The organism is Polaromonas jejuensis NBRC 106434, assembly GCF_001598235.1.
GTDB lineage: Bacteria > Pseudomonadota > Gammaproteobacteria > Burkholderiales > Burkholderiaceae_C > Polaromonas > Polaromonas jejuensis.
In genome coordinates, this window is record NZ_BCYO01000031.1 from 1 (window position 1) to 17,575 (window position 17,575).

Genomic DNA, 17,575 nt, shown 5'->3' on the forward strand with positions numbered 1-17,575 from the left:
AGTAGCTGAAATGGGTCGAGAAGAGCAGCTAGCAATCGTGAAATGCAGACGTTCAAGATGCCGCCCCGCTGCGAGGTGACGCCAACGGCGGCTGTAACTCCGAAAGCAGTCATGGGTCGGCTGAGGGCGTGGGCTTCCGCATGACCGCTAATGGAAAGAGACCGTGAGTTCATGCTGCCGCTCCGACCGGCAGCAACCGTTTAGGTTTGTTCACGCTGCGAAGCCGACGTCACAATGGACGCCTCTTTCAGGCTGACTGCGGCCAGTCAGTTGCGGAATCTGGCTGACAGCAACGGCTAATCGCAGACATTCAACGCAAAGGTAACCGGTGCTTTGTACCAGAAGCCGACAACACCGGTGGACACCGCGTGCTAGCTGACCGGTATGTATGCGGTATTTTCATCGCCGATCGAAGCGTCTGGAGGCCGCAAGTACGTCAAGGCCCACTTCAACACGCGACCGACACCAAGAAGCATCCTCGGCTGACCATCCAAGCTCTTCCATCAATAGCACCTGGAAAGAATCGAGATCAAAGCTCTTTCTCGTGTACCGTGAGATTGCGCAGGTAAAGGCATCCAGGCGCTGAATATCCAAGGGATGATGACTGAGCGGATGTAATGCCAGGTAGCGTTGCAAAAGCTTCCATGTAACCTTACCTGTCACTACATCCGCGAGACGAATATCAGCTTTTGATAGCACAACCTTGATACGGGTACCGTGAAGTCGACTACGCGCACGAAGAGCACGAGCGAACGACACCAGCACAGCGTTATATTCAGCAACGCTGAGGCGGGAGGCAGAGAGCGGGATGATGTTGGCGACCGTGAGTGACCGTTTGCCTTCTCTTGGAACAGTCAAGTGAATGGCAGCATGAGGAAGAGCGCTGGAGGCAGTAACAATGCAGCACGACGGCGCGCCGCACAATTTCTCGTATTCGGCACTTTTTTCGGCCAGAAGTGCCCACTTAGAGGATGCCTCCGCAAAGGACTCGATGTAGCGAGCGAGTGCCGAAGCATCGTGCGTTTCGGAAGCTACGGTGGCGTCACGGTAGCGGTTCATGTGGCATAAAACTTAATGTAGGAAGTGGCTTGCGCGGTGGCGCAAGATGTCTCCTCAACCGATAGGGTGGAATCACATGTTTGTTTACGCGAGATTGGCGCACTGGTCTTCATTGCCGTAGGGATCAGGTCTTCATTTAGTTGAGCGTCTGCCTCGCAAACGGCGATCCCCAATCGAAATCCGCAGTGTTTATTGCTGCGCTGGAACGGCTCGGAGTCGGGAGTGCGAGTCCAGAATTTTGGCAAGCGGTCATGGGCATAGTCTTTTGAATCCGCCGCGCCTGTACGCGAAGAGCAGGCTCAAAGAGAAAATTATGACTTCGAAGGCCTTGATATTCTGTAGCGGCCTTTCCCAGCTTTCGTAAGAAGCTCTTGGGTATAGCTACGGCCCAACGCGAGAGCAATTCTGTTGCGCCACAAGGCAGCTGTCACGCCAGGTGGCAAGACATACCGCCCAGTGGCTTCCGCGAGCCGGTCAAGAACTAGCAGCGTTCCCTCGCTCAAAAGGCTTATGCGCGCGTATACGAAAGCCATTGCAGCACGAAAGACTATAGTCCCGGTTGGAAGCATTTCTAGTTGGGTACATTGGTAGCCAGCGTTTTTTCGCGCCAACCGGCGCGCGCCAAGCGCGGCCAGACTCAAGGGCAAACGTACCAGTTCATCCTTGTTCTCTGTCGTCCCGGAACACAGCAACTGGTCGTATTCACGCAGTAGATCAAAGAGCTGGGACGTCGGCTCACCTCGATCCTCACTCTTCGCTACGCAGGCCTGGCAATGCCACGTGTCTGAAAGCGCCTCACGCTGAAATGGCACTACTGCATCGCAATCCTCACAAGATCCGAGTCTGTGAGGAGAGCCGCCATTTCCGCGATCTGCATCATCAACAGGCATTGAGAACTGAACCTCTCGGCGCGACTTGTCGGTCCAAGCGTATACAGGCCAGCGATGATGGCACACCAAGTAGTCGATCCAAAGTTCAGCAGCCTCATCATTATCTTGACGGTCTACGAGCCAGGCCCCCCAGTCTGGGCACCAGCGTATGCTTGCGGACTGCAGCGAAAGCGGTACAGACTGCACGTGATTCGCCATGATGAATCGTGTCGAAGCCTGCTCGCTCGTTTCCTGGGCCAGTTCAGCATTGCGAGGCTCTGCAAGTATCAATTCATGAAAGCGGCCACTGGGAGCCCGAAATCCGAGACTCTCCGCGTCATATAGGGCCACGCACACCGTGGTGGCACGGGAGTACGCACAAAACAACTCCACGTCATCCATCGTTTCGGCCCAAGCGATAACTATGGCTGGCGACTCCAAGCCTCTGAAGCGAGATACTGTTTCATATCGCTCATGGCCTTGGTATTCAGCTACAGCAGCATACTTCGACAGAACAACGACATCTTCACGGCGAAGGCCCTGTGCCTCGAGTTCCGCGAGCACCAAATCGACCGCTTTGCCGACGTCGGTAACGACCCTCTCTTGAAGTGCCTCTGGCTCCAAATCTCGCGGACTGAACACTTGATAAGTGGGCGTTTTGATCCTCAATAGGTGATCCGTGACGACCTTTGGAGAGCGCAATGGAATTGTTAGAGAGAAAGGTTCCTTCGTGCCAAAACACTTACAAAGATCCTGGACCGAAACACGCTCCTTCTCGAATGCGAAAAGCTGGGTTTCGTCACAGAAGGCCACGATCTTTTTTGCCTCAAAGTGACGCGCCAGCCAATCGCACCACATCGGCTTGAGGGTCTGTGCTTCATCGATGATCAACACGTCGAATTGGGGCACAAGCCCCTGGCGATCTGCCGCCAGAAGATCGTCCAAGCACCCTGTATCCATCCATTCCTGATTGCGTACAACATCGCCATGCAGTTTGCGCGAAGCAGCCGCACAGAAGCTGTGCCAAGTAGAAACCACACCACCGGTTATTTCGATCTCGGCTCGCCAATGTTTGGCAAGTAAGTTATTAAGTGTGAGACCCAGAACTCTTTGGCCGCCCATCGCAAGCCGTCGGGCGAGCTCTATTCCAATGAGCGTCTTCCCTGTCCCCGGCCATCCACTGACAACAAGCCGAGCGCTTGACACTGCGGTGTCGACGACTCTTGATTGTTCTTGGGTCAAGCGAAGCCACATGCGGTTGTCATACTCGACACGTGACGCCCAGTTCGGTGTACCATCGAATTCAGGGCAAAGCGTTTGAACAAGCTTGGCCTTCCTCGCGCTGCCCAGTGGGCTAGAACTATTTGCAGCCCGCCAAAACCGCATGATGCGTTGAATGTGTAGGCCCAAGTCGGCCATGCCACTCCTGTCAACGAAGATTGACTCCCGCGGAGACACGGACGCATCGACCATAGCAGCGTCGATCACTTGATCGCCGAAGCTGCTGTCCGGAAAGATGAACCCGTAGCCGATGCGAAAACGCAGGCTGGGATCGTGGCCAAGCCATCGAGCAAGCCCGTGAGCATTTTTTCGTGCTTGCCTGACGGGATGACTACTGCGACCTGATTTAACGTGCACAAAGGTCGCCCCTTCCGTGCGATGCACTCCACCCTTAACTTCCACGGCCAGAATGCCGAGAGCCTCATGCACGATGAGGAAGTCGATTTCGCCAGTGGGGGGGTAGTCGCGGTCGATTGCCCTCACTGATGAGCACAACCAGGGAAGGCTGTGAATGACGACGAAATCGTTAGACAACCCCTTCTTGAGCAAATGGTAGATACGTCGCTCAGCCGCGCTGTCAGTCTCGGCTGGTCCAACTGACGGAATCATCTGTGCCACTGAAGTCCTCTCACACGCGGTATATGCCTCTGCATCGCGACGCAGAAAAAATTACCCACTGCTCATTGTCCCCCGGCGTCTAGATGTGTAAATCTAGTGAAAGAGTTTCGAGAGCGGATACTTTCAGTGTAGCTATCGTTCCAAGGGGGCGTGCGTCCACTGTCCTCAGCAACTGACGTTCGGCCGGCAGAACAAGTGACACGATGCAACCGCGTTTGCTAATCTCTGCAATTCATCCAAGATCAGCCGTCAATGCGGTCAACGCCTTCGCATGGAATGTCTGATATGTGCTCAAAAGCGTGAATACGGCACGTGGTTCGACTGACAGAACTCGCTGCGAAGCCGTCGTCCCAAGTCAAAAATTGACCACCAATTTGTGCTGAGAAGTGGCTCGCCTTGACCAGAAAAAGCATTTCGAAGAACGTCAGCAGGCATTTCTTTCAGGCCATCAACGTGCTCAGTACGGTGGTCAAAAGAAAAACCTCGCAAGATCTGTGATTTGCAAGGTTTCTTAGATTCAGGAACCGCCTTTTTAAGCGACGCGCAGATGTCGGAGGTGAGGGCGATCAAGCTGCAGCCGAGTGCTTGTTCATCGCCGCGATGCATGCTTCGATGTCCTCCTCCCTCCAGGCGACCGTCCGCTTTCCGATGCGCACCGGCTGGGGATAGAGCCCTGTTTGCATGCCCGCGTAGAGTGATGATCGACTGATGGGAAGGCGCTGAAGCACTTCTTGGATACGGAGGAGGATCGAGCGCTTCGATTTGGCGGGTGCATTGCTGCTCATCGGATTTCCTTTCATAGAGATGACACATCTGCGTTCTTGCATCCACCACGGGCCGCGGTGGACTTCTGACGAGATGAAAGGATTCTTCCGAAAAAAAGCCCCTTTGTGGGCCGAGGGACCGAGTTAACACCCAGTTCATTTTGGCGTTTTTGGAGCCGCCCCTGATTCGCCAAATTCGTTCGTTTCGTTGGCTTCGTTTATGTTGGTAAAGTGGTTTTTGAGGCGCGCTGCTTGCGCTCAAGAGTCACTACTTTGCAGCCCCAAGAAAGGCAGTTAAACTGCCTCCACGACCGGCTTTTGGAACTGAAAAATTGGCAAAGTGTTACTTACGCAGTGCCTTTTTTCCGGAGAACGGAATTTGTAGATGGAAAGCGGCTTTTTCGGGGTGGTGTTTTCCGCCCCAGGCCACCAATTAAGCCCTTACAGGCATAAAAACCCTGCTATTTAAAAGATAGCGGGGTTTTTTGTTTTGGGCTCGCGGGATCGTCTGTGGGCAATGGCGTCGTCCCTGCCGGGCGAAAGACGTTTCGTTAGAGACTTGCGCCATGAAAAAAACAGAAATCCTTGATGTTCAAACCGGTCTGTCGTTTGTCTCGATGAAAACCTGTGGCAAAATATTGGCAGTGGGTTCTTAGCTCAGTTGGTAGAGCAGCGGACTCTTAATCCGTAGGTCGAGTGTTCGAGTCACTCAGGACCCACCACCAACAAGCCTTGTAGGCACTGGCTCCGTCGCTATCAAATAGATAGTGCGGGGCTTTTTTCTTTGGCCTGGGGTTACGCGGGGGTTACATTTCCCTCGGAATCACGCCCCGCCATCACGCTACCTGTTCAATGCGCTTCATCGCCACGATAGCGCCGGACCTGCACAAGCACATCGCAGCAGTGGGGCTCTTTCTTGGCAGTCGTCTGTTCCCTCATGGATGGGCGTAGCACCCTTGTGCTTGTGCCGGACTACGTCAAGGAGTTTCGCGGGAAAGCGCTCCAAACTGCACCGACAGTACGGATACCCCAATTTAGACTTGGCCCTCAATCTCAAGCCCCAAAAACTAGCGCTTCTTGGTGGGGGGCGGTCTTGGTGGCGTTCACAGCGGTGGCGGCAACAGTGTTGAAGTTGGCATCGGCGACTTCGCCGGCCTGCTTCACGGCCTTTTGCACGGACTCGACAGCGGTGTTGGCGGCGGTGACAGCGCTTTTCCACGCAGCCACGACCGCTTCAGAACCGGCGGGAGCATTCTTGGCGGCGTTGTCCACCATGTTAATCAAGGTCTTCTGGCCGTCAGCGACCTCAGGCTCATAATCCTTGCCGAACTCGGCACCCGTGCCCGAAGCGATCTCATACACGTGACGGCTGTAGGCGGCGGTTTTCTCAACCAGCAGCTGGAACAGGCCGGCTTGCAGGGCCAGCAGATCTTGTGCATCCTTCGCGCTCAGCAGGGCTTGCGTGTGGGCTTCGGACAGGGAGGCCTTGGTCGCGGTCACGTTCAGTTCAACCAGTTTCGCAACGTCTTCAAACGCCTTATTGGTCAGACCAAACAGGGTTTCGATATTGGCTTTCTGGGCGGCCAGGATTTGTTCTGCAGTCAGCATTGCTCTATCTCCAGTCAAGATGGCGCGCTAAAAGAATCCATCCCAGACCGTGGCAGAAGCCGGTTGATGGCTGGGTGGTTGCTCTCAATGCGGTAGTCGGCGGAAACCGTGCTAAGCCTTTTCACGTCAAGGCACTGAGGCGATGTTGGAGCGCGACCGTTGCAACCCAATGACTGTCGGTGGTTTTTATGAGGAATTCGGCGTCTTGCTTTGCAACATCGCTCACTCCGTCCGGGCAACCAAAGATACCTCAGTAATCGCCTCTTTTTCCCCCATGGAAAACCCTAGCTGATTACCACCATTTTGTAGGTCACTGTGACCTTGCCCATGTTGTCCGCACTCCATACTTGCTCATGCCCTAATAATTTCATTTCCCGTTGTACTGGCATCTACGCCTGAACAGGGGGTGGGGGGCGGGAAAATCGATGCGCTTGGGCGATGACATAATGCGGTCCATTAAGCCGCTATTTCGCCTACAGTGCTTGTAAGTGATCTCTGCCGCAGAGGTGGGCAGGCCTTGGTTGCCAAGGGCCTGTGTGCCCGAATGAGGCAGAAAAATGGAGAACCGAAATGGATGACGAAACTTTCAATCTCAGCATTCGCAAGTTCTTGAAAACGGTCGGCGTCAAATCACAGCACGAAATCGAGCAAGCCGTGGCTCGCGCCATCGCGGCAGGCAGTATCGCAGGCACGGAGTCTTTCCCGGCAACCATGACGCTGGACATCGCCGGAGTGACTTTGAACGTCAAGTTTGAAGGGCAAATCAGCCTGCAGTAATGTATCAGCTGTCGCGTGCGCTGAACAGGCGCTCAAGCAGTCTTGATTGAGTAGTCCCACATAGCATCTGATTGTCAGGCGCAGAGGAAACCGGTGTTGCTCTGGCGGTGCCCTCCTACTGTGCCAGTGCCCCCGCTTCAGCGGCACCACGTCCACCTTGGGCGCCAGCCCTGCCGCCGCAAGCATTGCGGTAGTCGCCCGCTCGACCGATTGGCGCACCGGGTCCTGATCCAGCCGCGCATAGATCGCGGTCGTCTGAGGGCTCTTGTGGCTCAGTGATTTGCCAATGATCGCCATCGATGCGCCGGTCTTGGCCTGCCAGCTCCCGAGCGTGCGACGCAGGTCGTGAATGCGCAGATCGCCCAACTCGAAATGGGCGGCCTCAATGCCAAGCGCCTTCGCCTGCGCTGCGTACCGTTCAATGGTTTCGTTTGGACAGGCAATTGCTGCCCCTCGCGCTTCCTCAATGGTGCTGGCGTCCCACCAGGCTGCCTGGCCAAGAGCGTTGATGAAACCGATGGCCTTGGCGCGCTCCAGAACGCGCTTCCAGCCTTTTTTCGGCTCGACCAGATGCCCTGCCTTGCCCTCGCCGGGAAAAACAAATTCAGCCGATTTCGTGGGCTTGCGGCTCCGCAAAATCTCGACCGCTTCGGGACTCAGGGTCACGGTCTGCGGATCGTCATTCTTGGTCCGGGTGATGCGCCACTCGGCCCGCTCGAAGGAAATCTCGCTCCAGCGCATGACAAGCACATTCGCCCGGCGCGCACCCGTCAGCAGCGACAGCAGTATGTAATCCTGGATGGTCTCATTGGGCTCCGCTGCCAGGGCAGAGAAGAAGCGGGGGAGCTCGTCAGACTGGATGAATCGGTCCCTGCTTTTCTCTGCGTTGCGTCTGATGCCCTTCACTGGATTGGACTCCCACAGCCCGCAGAGATTGCCCAGCCGTACACGCTGGATACCAGGGCCAGTACGCGATTGACGGTGGTTGGATGCCTGGCACTGGAGATGCTGCTATGGATCGCCGCCACTTCGCGCCGGGTGATGGCGGATAGCTTCTTGGTTGCCAGCGGCCTGGCAAGATACTGGCGGTATTTGACTTGATCTTCCGGCCATGTCCGCTTGCGCATCTGCGCCGCAATTTCTTTTTAGGCCAGCCATAGGTCATCTGCCGAATATTTGTGCGCCCGATAGCTGTCAACCGCAAGTTGAACATAGGCGCGGCAGTTTATGGGCGCCCCGCTTTCTTTTGCATCAACAGGCTTGTCGTTGCCATGCGGTACTTTTCGTCATTATTCGTCCATACGGAGGTCTTCCTGGGCCGGGCTGACAAGAACAAGCTCCCTCGGAGGTGGGGAAATCCATGGCAGGAACTTCCGGAAAAAAGTTCGCCGGCAGGCATGGCCAAAAGCCTGCTCGACCGTCTTGATGTCAGCAGCGAAATACCAGACGGGGACTCCGTCCAGCGTTGCTGTGACCAGATAGCCACTTCCTTGCCTGGACCGCCAGCCCGTCTGAAATCCCCACAGACTAAATATTTTGGTCACCATGGCGCATACCTCTTGATAGATAAAACGAGTTCAGTTTTGACAAAACCAAGCCTGTCGTTTTTCAATCTTGGAACTGCTGATGGGTAGATGCAATAAATAGGAGCGTTTGCGCCGGGCTTCCGTTGCGTGGTTGCACAAGGCCAAGTCTTTTCAGTAATGAGTTGTGTGCGGACTCGGTGTTTGCGTAAATTGAGTGGTGCCGTAGTAATGTCTGTGGCCATTGCTGCCCATCACCAAAAGGCGTTCATGGACGGAGTTGCCGTGCCGGAACCTGACGTACTGCTCGCCGACATCACGGCCCTGGAAACTTGGCGTGCGCAGGTCGAGAAGCGCAGCGAAGAGACGGCCAAGAAGCGCAAAGCTGGAGTGAGGGGTCTTCCCTTGCGACAAGGCAAGAGGTCACTGCTGCGATCCCAACGGCCTGCTCGCCTTGAACCACGCAAGCAGGCACTCCAAGGTAGAGGGGGCGCTCAATATCGCCTGAGCGCTGCACGGTAGGTGTTGCCGATGTTCACGGTGTAGCCCTCGCGCTGCGCTTGCTGCAGTTCGGCACGCACTTGCGCACGTGTTTTCGTGCTGGTCACGTTCAGCTGGTCCGACAGGCCGGGGCGGGGATGTAGCCCTCGGCAAAGCTGCTTGCAGAGCCGAGCGCGGCGATGGCAAGAATGGAGGCCGAGCAATTGATAAATATCCGGCCGGACAAGCTTGATGGCCCGTGGGTCCTTCGTCGGTGAGCCGCCGTGGTGTCAGCCCCGCGGCGTTTCCATTTTTTTGATCACGGCCCGCGTGTGCTCGGTCATGAACTCCAGGAAGACGCTGGTTCTTGCGGGAATGAACTTGCGGCTGGGCAGCGCCGCATACAGCGTGTTTCTTCCCGTGATCCAGGGCGACAGAACCCGCTGCAGGTCGCCGTTCTGGAGGTATTTCGCCACCAGGTCGATCGGTAGGTTGCTGATGCCGGCGCTGTCGACGCAGGCCCGTATCAGCGTGACCGTGTTGTTGACCAGCAGGGCAGGTTCGATCTGCACTTCCAGTTCGCGCTGCTGCTCTTCCGGGTTGATAAGGCGCCAGCTGCGGTGCCGGTTCGCCGGGAGCTTGATGCGCAGGCAGCGGTGCTGGGCGAGATCTTCGGGCTGCTGCGGGATGCCGTGCTCGCGCAGGTAGTCGGGCGAGGCGCACAGGATGCCGTCCGAAGAGGCAATGGGCCGCGCGATGATGTTGGCATCGAAGGTGTCGGCGGCACCCAGCAAGGTCAGGTCGTAGTCTTCAATGGGCGGCACCAGCGGCGAGTCCGCATGAATGTCGAGCACGACCTTGGGGTAGCGCCGTCCAAACTCGGCCACCAGCGGCGCCAGCACATGCGTAGCGAACACCGGCGGCGTCAGTATGCGGATGACGCCCGACATTTCCTGGGCATGCGCCTGCGCCGCCGCATGGGCTTCGTCAATGTCATTGAGGATGTGGCGCACGCGGGCCAAGTAAGCCTCGCCGGCATCCGTCAGGGCCAGGCGCCGGGTGGTGCGCTGCAGCAGCCGCACGCCCAGGTGGTCTTCCAGGTCGCCGACCAGCCGGGTCACCACGGCCGCCGACATGTCGAATTTGCGCGCGGCGGCGGCAAAACTGCCGTCATCCACCACCTGCTGAAACACGCGCATTGATTGAAGCCGGTCCATGGTTTACCCCTGTATAACGGCCATATTATTGCTGTTTTAGCAGCAATGCATTGTTTGATTTGCTGTTTTTTGTTTGATTTGATTGGAATAAAGTTCATACATCGATGAGCCGAAGCCCCTGCAAGGCGACTCACCGAGGCTGGACAGACGGGAGACGATGAGCCCGCCATGCCCGGAATGTCACTTTAACTTTGAGAGGATATTCATCATGAAATCGAACCTGATCGCCGCTGCCGTTGTTGCCGTCGCCGCCCTGACTTCCGTGGCTGCATCCGCCGAAACCTTCAATTCCTACCTTTTCGACCAGATGCAGGCGCCGGCCACCCGGACCCGCGCCGAAGTCAAGGCCGAAGTGCTGCAGGCCCAGCGTGAAGGCAGCGTGGCCGGTGCCGGTTATCTGGGCGCCACGGGCCAGCAAAAGGCCAGCGCTCCGCGTGTCGAAAAGGCCGGTGTCGCCCCCCAGGCCGCGGCCGAGCTCGTGAAAACCAGCCAGCAATAAGTGCCCGGGCGGCCACGCTGGCGTCAGGCCGGCCGCGCCGCAGCCAGCGCTGCAAAAGCCAACGCCCCAGCGCCCTTTCGGGTTCTGGGGCGTTGGCGTAGGGCCACTTCCCCTTTTAGGGCCGCAGTTTCACCCGTTCCCACGCGCCTTGCTGTGGGCCAATCGCTCAAGAAGGAAAGGCTCAGGCGGTTTCGGCCAGCGCATCGCCCAGCGCGTTGATCAGCCGGTCGATCTCGGCCTTCTCGCTGATGAAGGGCGGCGCTAGCTGGATGGTGTCGCCGCCGTAGCGCACGTAAAAACCCTTGTTCCAGCAGTTCATGGCGATCTCGTAGGGCCGGCGTGCCGGCTCGCCTGGCAGTGCGGCAATCGTGAAGCCGGCGGCGAGGCCGTAGTTGCGGATGTCGGTCACATGCTTGCTGCCCTTGAGGCTGTGCACGGCGTTTTCGAAATACGGCGCCAGCGCCTTGACGCGGCCGGGCATGTCTTCCTTTTGCAGCACCTCGAGCGCGGCCACGCCGGCGGCGCAGGCCACCGGATGCGCCGAATAGGTGTAGCCGTGCGGGAATTCGATCATGTAGTCGGGGCCGCCGGCATCCATGAAGGTGTCGTAGATGTCTTTTTTCGCGACCACGGCGCCCAGCGGCTGCGCGCCATTGGTCACCTGCTTGGCGATGTTCATGATGTCGGGCACCACGCCAAAGGCCTCGGCGCCGGTCCAGGCACCGCAGCGGCCAAAGCCGGTGATGACCTCGTCAAAAATCAGCAGGATGTTGTGGGCAGTGCAGATCTCGCGCAGGCGCTGCAAATAGCCCTGCGGCGGAATCACCACGCCGGCCGAGCCCGAGAAGGGCTCGACGATGACGGCGGCGATGTTGGAGGCGTCGTGCAGCGCGATCACATCCAGCAGGCGGTCGGCCAACTCTGCACCGGTGGGCGGCATGCCGCGGTGAAAGGCGCCGGACGGCGGCTGGGTATGCGGCAGGTGGTCGGCCTCGACACCCTGGCCAAACAGCTTGCGGTTGGCCGCAATGCCGCCCACCGAAATGCCGCCGAAGTTGACGCCGTGGTAGCCCTTTTCGCGGCCTATCAGGCGCGTCTTGCCGGCCTGGCCCTTGGCGCGCCAGTAAGCCCGCGCCATCTTGAGCGAGGTGTCGGCCGCCTCGGAGCCGGAGCCGGTGAAGAACACGTAGTCGAGCCCGTCCGGCGTCAGTTCCTTGATCTTGTTGGCCAGCTCAAAGGCCAGCGGGTGGCCGAACTGGAAGGCCGGTGCGTAGTCGAGCTTGCCGACCTGGCGGCTCACGGCCTCGGTGATTTCGCGCCGGCCATGGCCCAGGCCAGAGCACCACAGGCCCGACAGGCCATCAAAAATCTTGCGGCCCCCGGCATCCGTCAGGTAGGCGCCGCTGGCCTCCACGACCATGCGCGGCTTGGCCTTGAAGTTGCGGTTGGCGGTGTAGGGCATCCAGTGGGCGTCCAGCCAGGCGGCATCCAGGCGAGGGCCGGTGGCTGTTGTAGCTTGGTCAAGGTCAGCGAAGCGCATGGGCTTTCTCCGGAGTGGGGGATCAGGAAAGGTGGTGATGGCATTCTGGAGCCTTCTGTTAACCTCTAAAAGTATGCGATATCAATGTTTACTTGAGGTTTTATGCAAGTGAATCCACCCGATGCCCTGAATGCCAAAAAGCGCGCCGTGCTGGGGCAGTTGAGCGACATGGACCTGCGGTTGCTGCAGGTGTTCAAGAGCGTGGTCGATTGCGGCGGCATGGCAGCGGCTGAGCTGGAACTCAATATTGGCACTTCCACGGTGAGCCGCCACGTGAAGGACCTGGAAACGCGGCTGGGCCTGGTGCTGTGCCGCCGCGGCCGGGCCGGTTTCGCCCTCACGCCCGAGGGGCAGCGGGTCTATGAAGAGACCTTGCGCCTGCTGGCTTCGGTGGCGGGGTTTCGCAACAGCATCGACGACATTCACTCGCGCATGGGCGGGCAACTGGCGGTCGCGGTGTTCGACAAGACCGCCAGCAATCCCCAGGCCCGCATTGGGGCGGCGATTGCCGAGTTCACCGAACAGGCGCCCGACGTGCACCTGCAGCTGCATGTGGCGTCGATCAACGCCATCGAGCGTGGCGTGATTGATGGCACCTACCAGGTGGGCATCATTCCGGCTCACCGCAATTCGCACAGCCTGCGGTATGCCGAGCTGTTCAGCGAGACCATGCTGCTGTACTGCGGCGCGCAGCATCCGCTGTTTGGCGCCGACTGCGCTGCGCTGACCTGGGACGGCCTGCAGGCCTATCATTTCGCCGGCCTGGGCTACCACTCGCCCAACATGGCCTTGAGCCACCGCGCTGGCCTGTCGCGCAAGGCCACGGGCTTTGAGCAGGAGGCCATTGCCACGCTCATCCTCTCGGGGAAATTTCTCGGCTTCCTGCCGGACCATTACGCCGAGGGCTTTGAGCGGCGCGGGCAGATGCAGGCGGTGCAGCCCGCCCTGTTCCGCTACCCCTGCAGTTTTGTGAGCCTGCTCAGGCGCTCGCCCCAGCCCTCGCGCGCGGTACAGGCCTTTCACGACTGCCTGGTGCGGGCGCACGGCCCGACCGGGACGCCCTAAAGCGAAGGACTGCGAAGGACCGCAGCCGGCTACCAGTCCACCAGGCTCACGCCCACGCTCAGCACATTGCGCCTGCGGTTGTAGTCCAGCAGGCTGTCGCCGTAGCCGCTGAACCACTGAAGGTGCAAGCGTAGGCCGGTGTAGTTGGGCGACGAGGCGGGCGCCATCATCCAGTCGATGCGGGTCGAGCCGCGGGCCTCCCGGCGCAGCGAATGCCTCAGCGTGATGCCCAGGGTATTGGCCTTGTTGATCCGCCAGGTGCCGGCCAGTTCGGCCCGGCCCACGTAATTCTCGATGTCGGGGTTGTCGTCGTCGGCCGCGGCTTCGTGCTGCCGCTGCCAAATCCGGCCCTGCAGCCTCAGGCTGGAGTCCGGCCCGAGTGTTTTCTCGGCCGCGCCCATCAGGTAGATGCGGTTCCAGCTGCGTGACAGCGGCAGCGACTGTCCGTTGGACTGGTGCACCAGCCCCAGGCCCGAGAGCCGGTAATTCCAGCCGCCGGCCAGCGGGATCTGGTGCGGGTAGATGTAGATGAGTTCGGGCTCGTGGTCGGTGTTGCGAAACGGCCGCGACAGCTCGCCATTGAACAGCTGCCAGTAGCTCTGCTGGGTGTAGCCAAACCACAGCGAGTCGTGGTCGTCAGCGTCGCCATCGCCGCTCTTGAACAGGCCCTTGGCGAGCTTGGTGCGAACCGACAGCTGGATCTTGTTTTCGGTGCGCTGGTAGGGCTGCGCCGTCAGCGGCGTGTGGCCGGGAGACGGCGTGGACGGCTGCATGTTGACGCTGTCCGACAGGGTCACGGCCAGCGAGATGGGCCGGTAGCCGCGGATGGCAAAGGTGTCGCAGTCGGTGCCGCGCTGCAGTTCCCAGAAGCGGGAAAGCTCGGAGTATTGGGTGTTCCGGCAGCCTATGGGTTTGCCGTCCGGCGCCTCGGTGTTGAGCGTGGGCAGCCCCAGGATCTGGGCCTGGGGCTGGCCGGTCGCCGGATCGGCTGGCGCCGTGGTCAGCGCCGGCGGCGGCGCGCTGGCGCTGGTTTGCGAATCCGCCCATTGCTGGAAGCATGCCAGCTGCGCGCCCGGGTCCTGCCTGAGGGACTGGCAGAGTTGCCAGCCCGCAGGGGATGACGGGGCGGGCGGGCTGGACGGCCCGCTTTGCGCCGCCTGCGCCAGGCCGCCGGCCAGCAGGCCGGCACCGAGCACCAGGGCGCCCAGCGGCGATGGCTTCAAGGTCATGGATCGGCGGTCGCTCAACACTCCTTGGTTCAGGGCAACTTGGTCAGGGTGAAGGCCACGTCGGGCGCGTTGGGCGCGGCGCTGCTGCTGGTGTCTTTCCACTGGCCCTGAAACACCTTGCCGCAGGAGCCTGGCACCATTTCACCGTTCCAGGTGCCGGTGATGCTGAGGTGGTCGGAGGACTCATCGAGCAGCAGCATGCCGTCCTCCAGGTCGCCGGCCAGCGCGGCCTTGGCGGCATGGCCGGCAATGGCCTTGGCGCCGGTGGCGCTGCCCAGATCGCGGCTGACCGTGCCGGCCAGGCTTTCCGTGAATTCGGCATGGCGCTGCAGCTGCACGGTGGCCTGGCTGGGCAGGCCGGCCGGCGGGTTGCTAAAGCGCGCGGTCCACAGGCCATACAGCTGCTCGGCCTTCAGGGCGGTGGCCGTGGGGCACCCGGTTTCTGTATTGTTTTGGGCTCTGGCCCCCGAAAATAATGCGCAGGACGCTATTAAAAAAAGAGCAATTCGGCGGAAGTTTGAAGTCATGGATCAAGAACGGCCTGAACCGATTCGGTCAAGGCGAGGGCTGTCAGGAGTGTGGGGGCCGGCCGCAAAGGGCCGTCCATCGCGAGCCGCCCATATTAGCCGAAAGCACGTGCGCGAACCCCGCCAGGGGCGGGCGCGCCGGCGCCGGTGCCGTGGCGTTCGGCGGCCTGTGCGCCCGGCCTGCCGTGGGTGGCGGCGCTGAAACCGCGCGCTTGGCGGCCGAAGGTAAATGACTGTAAAAATCGTGCGCTGGCCGCACCACCGCCCGCTCCGGCTATCGGCCTTGGGAAGCCGCCGCGGCCGCTGCGGCATCGGCGGCTTTCTTGGCAAACTCGGCGCGCAGCGCCTTGAGTTTTTCGCGCGGGTCTTCGCGGATGGTGGTTTTGTCCAGCCCCATCTCGGCAATGAAGCGGCTGGGCACGCCGGGGATCATGTCGCGGCCTTTTTTGCGCTTGCGCAGCCAGTTCACGGCCAGCGTGCGCTGGGCGCGCGTGATGCCCACATACATCAGGCGGCGCTCTTCCTGCAGCCGCACTTCGATGCTGCCGGTGTTGCTGCCGTCGTCGTCATCGAGCTTGAAGGGCAGCAGGCCTTCATTCACGCCGGCCAGCACCACATGCGGCCATTCCAGGCCCTTGGACGCATGCAGCGTGGACAGCGTCACCACGTCCTGGTCGCCCTCGCGCTCGCTGATGGTGGACAGCAGGGCAATCGTCTGCACCACTTCGAGCATGGTTTTCGTGGGCTTTTCGAGCGTGGCGCCCGAGGCGTCGTCGATCTGGCCACCGCAGCGCTGCGCCATCCAGTCGCAGAAATCCATCACATTGCTCCAGCGCGCGGCGGCGACTTTTTCACTGTCTTCGCCGTCGTAGAGGTGTTTTTCGTAGTCGATTTCCTTGAGCCAGTCGTTCAGGAAGGCGCGCGCGTCTTCGGCGCCCACGGTGCGTTTGGCGCGGTACTCCAGGTCGTTGAGGTAGCGGCCAAATTCCTGCAGCGAGCCCACCGCCTTGGCTGGCAGCACCGAGCTCAGGGAGTTGCTGAACAGCGATTCAAACAGGCTGAGCTTGTACTGGTCGCCAAACTTGCCCAGCGCCGCCAGCGTGGTGTGGCCAATGCCGCGCTTGGGCGTTGTCACCGACCGTATGAAGGCCTGGTTGTTGTCGTTGTTGACCAGCAGGACCATCCAGCTGCACAAGTCCTTGATCTCGGCGCGGTCGAAAAAGCTCTGCCCGCCCGACACCTTGTAGGGAATCTGCGCCTTGCGAAAGGCCTTTTCAAAGGGCTTGGCCATGTGGTTGGCGCGGTACAGCACGCAGAAGTCCTTCCACTCCTTGTGCTGGCTGCCCACGGGCTGCAGTTCGGCGCCGGCGCGCAGGCTCTGGATGCGCGCCACCACGCGCTCGGCCTCGTGCTCCTCGCTGTCGCAGTCGAGCACGCGCACCGGCTCGCCTTCGCCCAGTTCACTGAACAGGGTCTTGGGAAACAGCTTGGGATTGGGGCCAATCACGTTGTTGGCGGCGCGCAGGATGGCGCTGGTGGAGCGGTAGTTCTGCTCCAGTTTGACGACCTTGAGGTTGGGGTAGTCCTGCGGCAGCTTCTTCAGGTTGTCCAGGGTCGCGCCGCGCCAGCCGTAAATCGACTGGTCGTCGTCGCCCACGGCGGTGAAGCGGCCGCGCTCGCCCACCAGCAGCTTGAGCACTTCGTACTGCGTGGCATTGGTGTCCTGGTACTCGTCCACCAGCACATGGCCCAGCGCGGCCTGCCATTTGCTGCGCACGGCTTCGTGTTCTCTGAGCAGCTTGAGCGGCAGGCTCACCAGGTCGTCGAAGTCCACGCTCTGGTAGGCCGCAAGGCGCTCCTCGTAGCGTGCCATGACCAGTGCGATTTGTCGTTCTTCATCGCCATTGGCCTGGGCGGCGGCCTGGGCGGCATTGAGGCCCATGTTTTTCCAGCCGCTGATGGTCCACTGCCATTGGCGCGCGGTGGCCGCATCCACGCTGCCACCCGCGTCCTTGATGATGCTGGTGACGTCATCGCTGTCCAGGATGGAAAACTGCGGCTTCAGGCCCAGCACCTCGCCGTCCTGGCGCAGCATGCGCACGCCCAGCGCGTGAAAGGTGCAGATCAGCACGCCCTTGGCCTGCTTGCCAATCAGCGCCTTGGCGCGCTCGCGCATTTCGGCGGCGGCCTTGTTGGTGAAGGTGATGGCGGCAATCTGCTCGGGCTTGAGACCCGCCTGGATCAGCCGGGCGATCTTTTGCGTGATCACCCGGGTCTTGCCCGAGCCGGCCCCGGCCAACACCAGGCAGGGGCCATGCATGTAGTTGACCGCTTCCTGTTGGGCGAGGTTGAGTCCGGAGGTGGCGGATGAAACGGCAGAGGGTGAGGACATGCAGGCGGGAAAGACGGGCGAAATCGGAGTGTTCGGAGTATTGGACGTGGCCGGAGCCGTGCGGCATCAGGCCGGAAAGCTGGCCAGAGGCAGCGGCCATCATAGCCAGTCGCCGGAACGCCGGTCG

The 17,575-nt window shown here is 60.1% G+C and carries 14 protein-coding genes, 1 tRNA gene and 1 pseudogene; 4 read left to right on the top strand and 12 right to left on the bottom strand.

Annotated elements, in window-relative coordinates; genetic code table 11:
* Positions 1-399 precede the first annotated feature (399 nt).
* The 4 genes from PJE01S_RS25370 to PJE01S_RS21210 all read right to left on the bottom strand — a co-directional run bounded on the left by PJE01S_RS25370 (position 400) and on the right by PJE01S_RS21210 (position 4,612).
* Entirely contained in the window at positions 400-1,059 is a 660-nt protein-coding gene (locus tag PJE01S_RS25370; RefSeq protein WP_157090429.1) for a hypothetical protein, read from the bottom strand.
* 311 nt (positions 1,060-1,370) lie between these two features.
* Positions 1,371-3,818, bottom strand: a complete 2,448-nt coding sequence (locus PJE01S_RS21205; protein WP_068835688.1) for an AAA family ATPase — start codon at positions 3,816-3,818, stop codon at positions 1,371-1,373.
* Between the two features lie 300 nt (positions 3,819-4,118).
* A complete protein-coding gene (locus tag PJE01S_RS25375; protein WP_169804413.1) occupies positions 4,119-4,433 on the bottom strand; it encodes a hypothetical protein in 315 nt (104 codons plus the stop codon).
* Positions 4,394-4,612, bottom strand: a complete 219-nt coding sequence (locus PJE01S_RS21210) for a helix-turn-helix transcriptional regulator (RefSeq protein WP_068835689.1) — start codon at positions 4,610-4,612, stop codon at positions 4,394-4,396. The genes PJE01S_RS25375 and PJE01S_RS21210 overlap by 40 nt, the downstream gene beginning before the upstream one ends.
* 625 nt (positions 4,613-5,237) lie before the next feature.
* Here PJE01S_RS21210 and PJE01S_RS21215 point away from each other — a divergent pair.
* A tRNA-Lys gene (locus PJE01S_RS21215) sits at positions 5,238-5,313 on the top strand.
* Positions 5,314-5,644: 331 nt separating this feature from the next.
* On the opposite strand, the gene PJE01S_RS21220 is transcribed toward PJE01S_RS21215, so the two are convergent.
* Complete coding sequence (locus PJE01S_RS21220; RefSeq protein ID WP_068835691.1) at positions 5,645-6,199, bottom strand: phasin family protein; 555 nt, start codon at positions 6,197-6,199, stop codon at positions 5,645-5,647.
* Between the two features lie 570 nt (positions 6,200-6,769).
* Between PJE01S_RS21220 and PJE01S_RS26080 the strand changes: the two genes are divergently transcribed.
* Positions 6,770-6,976, top strand: coding sequence for a DUF6494 family protein (locus PJE01S_RS26080; protein ID WP_084389686.1), 207 nt, complete (start codon positions 6,770-6,772; stop codon positions 6,974-6,976).
* Positions 6,977-7,621: 645 nt separating this feature from the next.
* On the opposite strand, the pseudogene PJE01S_RS26345 reads toward PJE01S_RS26080, so the two are convergent.
* The 3 genes and pseudogenes from PJE01S_RS26345 to PJE01S_RS21240 form a co-directional block, all read right to left on the bottom strand.
* A pseudogene (locus PJE01S_RS26345) lies at positions 7,622-7,882 on the bottom strand (tyrosine-type recombinase/integrase); the annotation flags it as partial.
* Between the two features lie 1,111 nt (positions 7,883-8,993).
* Positions 8,994-9,107 carry a DUF4148 domain-containing protein gene (locus PJE01S_RS25615; RefSeq protein WP_169804414.1) on the bottom strand — a complete coding sequence of 38 codons (114 nt, stop codon included), beginning with the start codon at positions 9,105-9,107 and terminating at the stop codon, positions 8,994-8,996.
* Positions 9,108-9,269: 162 nt separating this feature from the next.
* Positions 9,270-10,196: a LysR family transcriptional regulator gene (locus PJE01S_RS21240; RefSeq protein WP_068835700.1), complete on the bottom strand. Its 927-nt coding sequence runs from the start codon at positions 10,194-10,196 to the stop codon at positions 9,270-9,272.
* A 208-nt stretch (positions 10,197-10,404) separates the two neighbouring features.
* Between PJE01S_RS21240 and PJE01S_RS21245 the strand changes: the two genes are divergently transcribed.
* Positions 10,405-10,695: a DUF4148 domain-containing protein gene (locus PJE01S_RS21245; protein WP_068835701.1), complete on the top strand. Its 291-nt coding sequence runs from the start codon at positions 10,405-10,407 to the stop codon at positions 10,693-10,695.
* Between the two features lie 181 nt (positions 10,696-10,876).
* Here the strand turns inward: PJE01S_RS21245 and aptA are convergent, their stop codons facing one another.
* Positions 10,877-12,235, bottom strand: coding sequence for an omega-aminotransferase AptA (aptA, locus tag PJE01S_RS21250; RefSeq protein WP_068835703.1), 1,359 nt, complete (start codon positions 12,233-12,235; stop codon positions 10,877-10,879).
* 102 nt (positions 12,236-12,337) lie between these two features.
* On the opposite strand from aptA, the gene PJE01S_RS21255 reads away from it, so the two are divergent.
* Complete coding sequence (locus PJE01S_RS21255) at positions 12,338-13,300, top strand: LysR family transcriptional regulator (protein ID WP_068835705.1); 963 nt, start codon at positions 12,338-12,340, stop codon at positions 13,298-13,300.
* Positions 13,301-13,329: 29 nt separating this feature from the next.
* Here PJE01S_RS21255 and PJE01S_RS21260 read toward each other — a convergent pair whose 3' ends face one another.
* The 3 genes from PJE01S_RS21260 to PJE01S_RS21270 all read right to left on the bottom strand — a co-directional run bounded on the left by PJE01S_RS21260 (position 13,330) and on the right by PJE01S_RS21270 (position 17,448).
* Positions 13,330-14,529 carry a phospholipase A gene (locus PJE01S_RS21260; protein ID WP_068835707.1) on the bottom strand — a complete coding sequence of 400 codons (1,200 nt, stop codon included), beginning with the start codon at positions 14,527-14,529 and terminating at the stop codon, positions 13,330-13,332.
* A gap of 29 nt (positions 14,530-14,558) precedes the next feature.
* Entirely contained in the window at positions 14,559-15,056 is a 498-nt protein-coding gene (locus tag PJE01S_RS21265; protein WP_174548571.1) for a hypothetical protein, read from the bottom strand.
* Between the two features lie 274 nt (positions 15,057-15,330).
* A complete protein-coding gene (locus PJE01S_RS21270; protein ID WP_068835709.1) occupies positions 15,331-17,448 on the bottom strand; it encodes an ATP-dependent helicase in 2,118 nt (705 codons plus the stop codon).
* Positions 17,449-17,575: the final 127 nt, after the last annotated feature.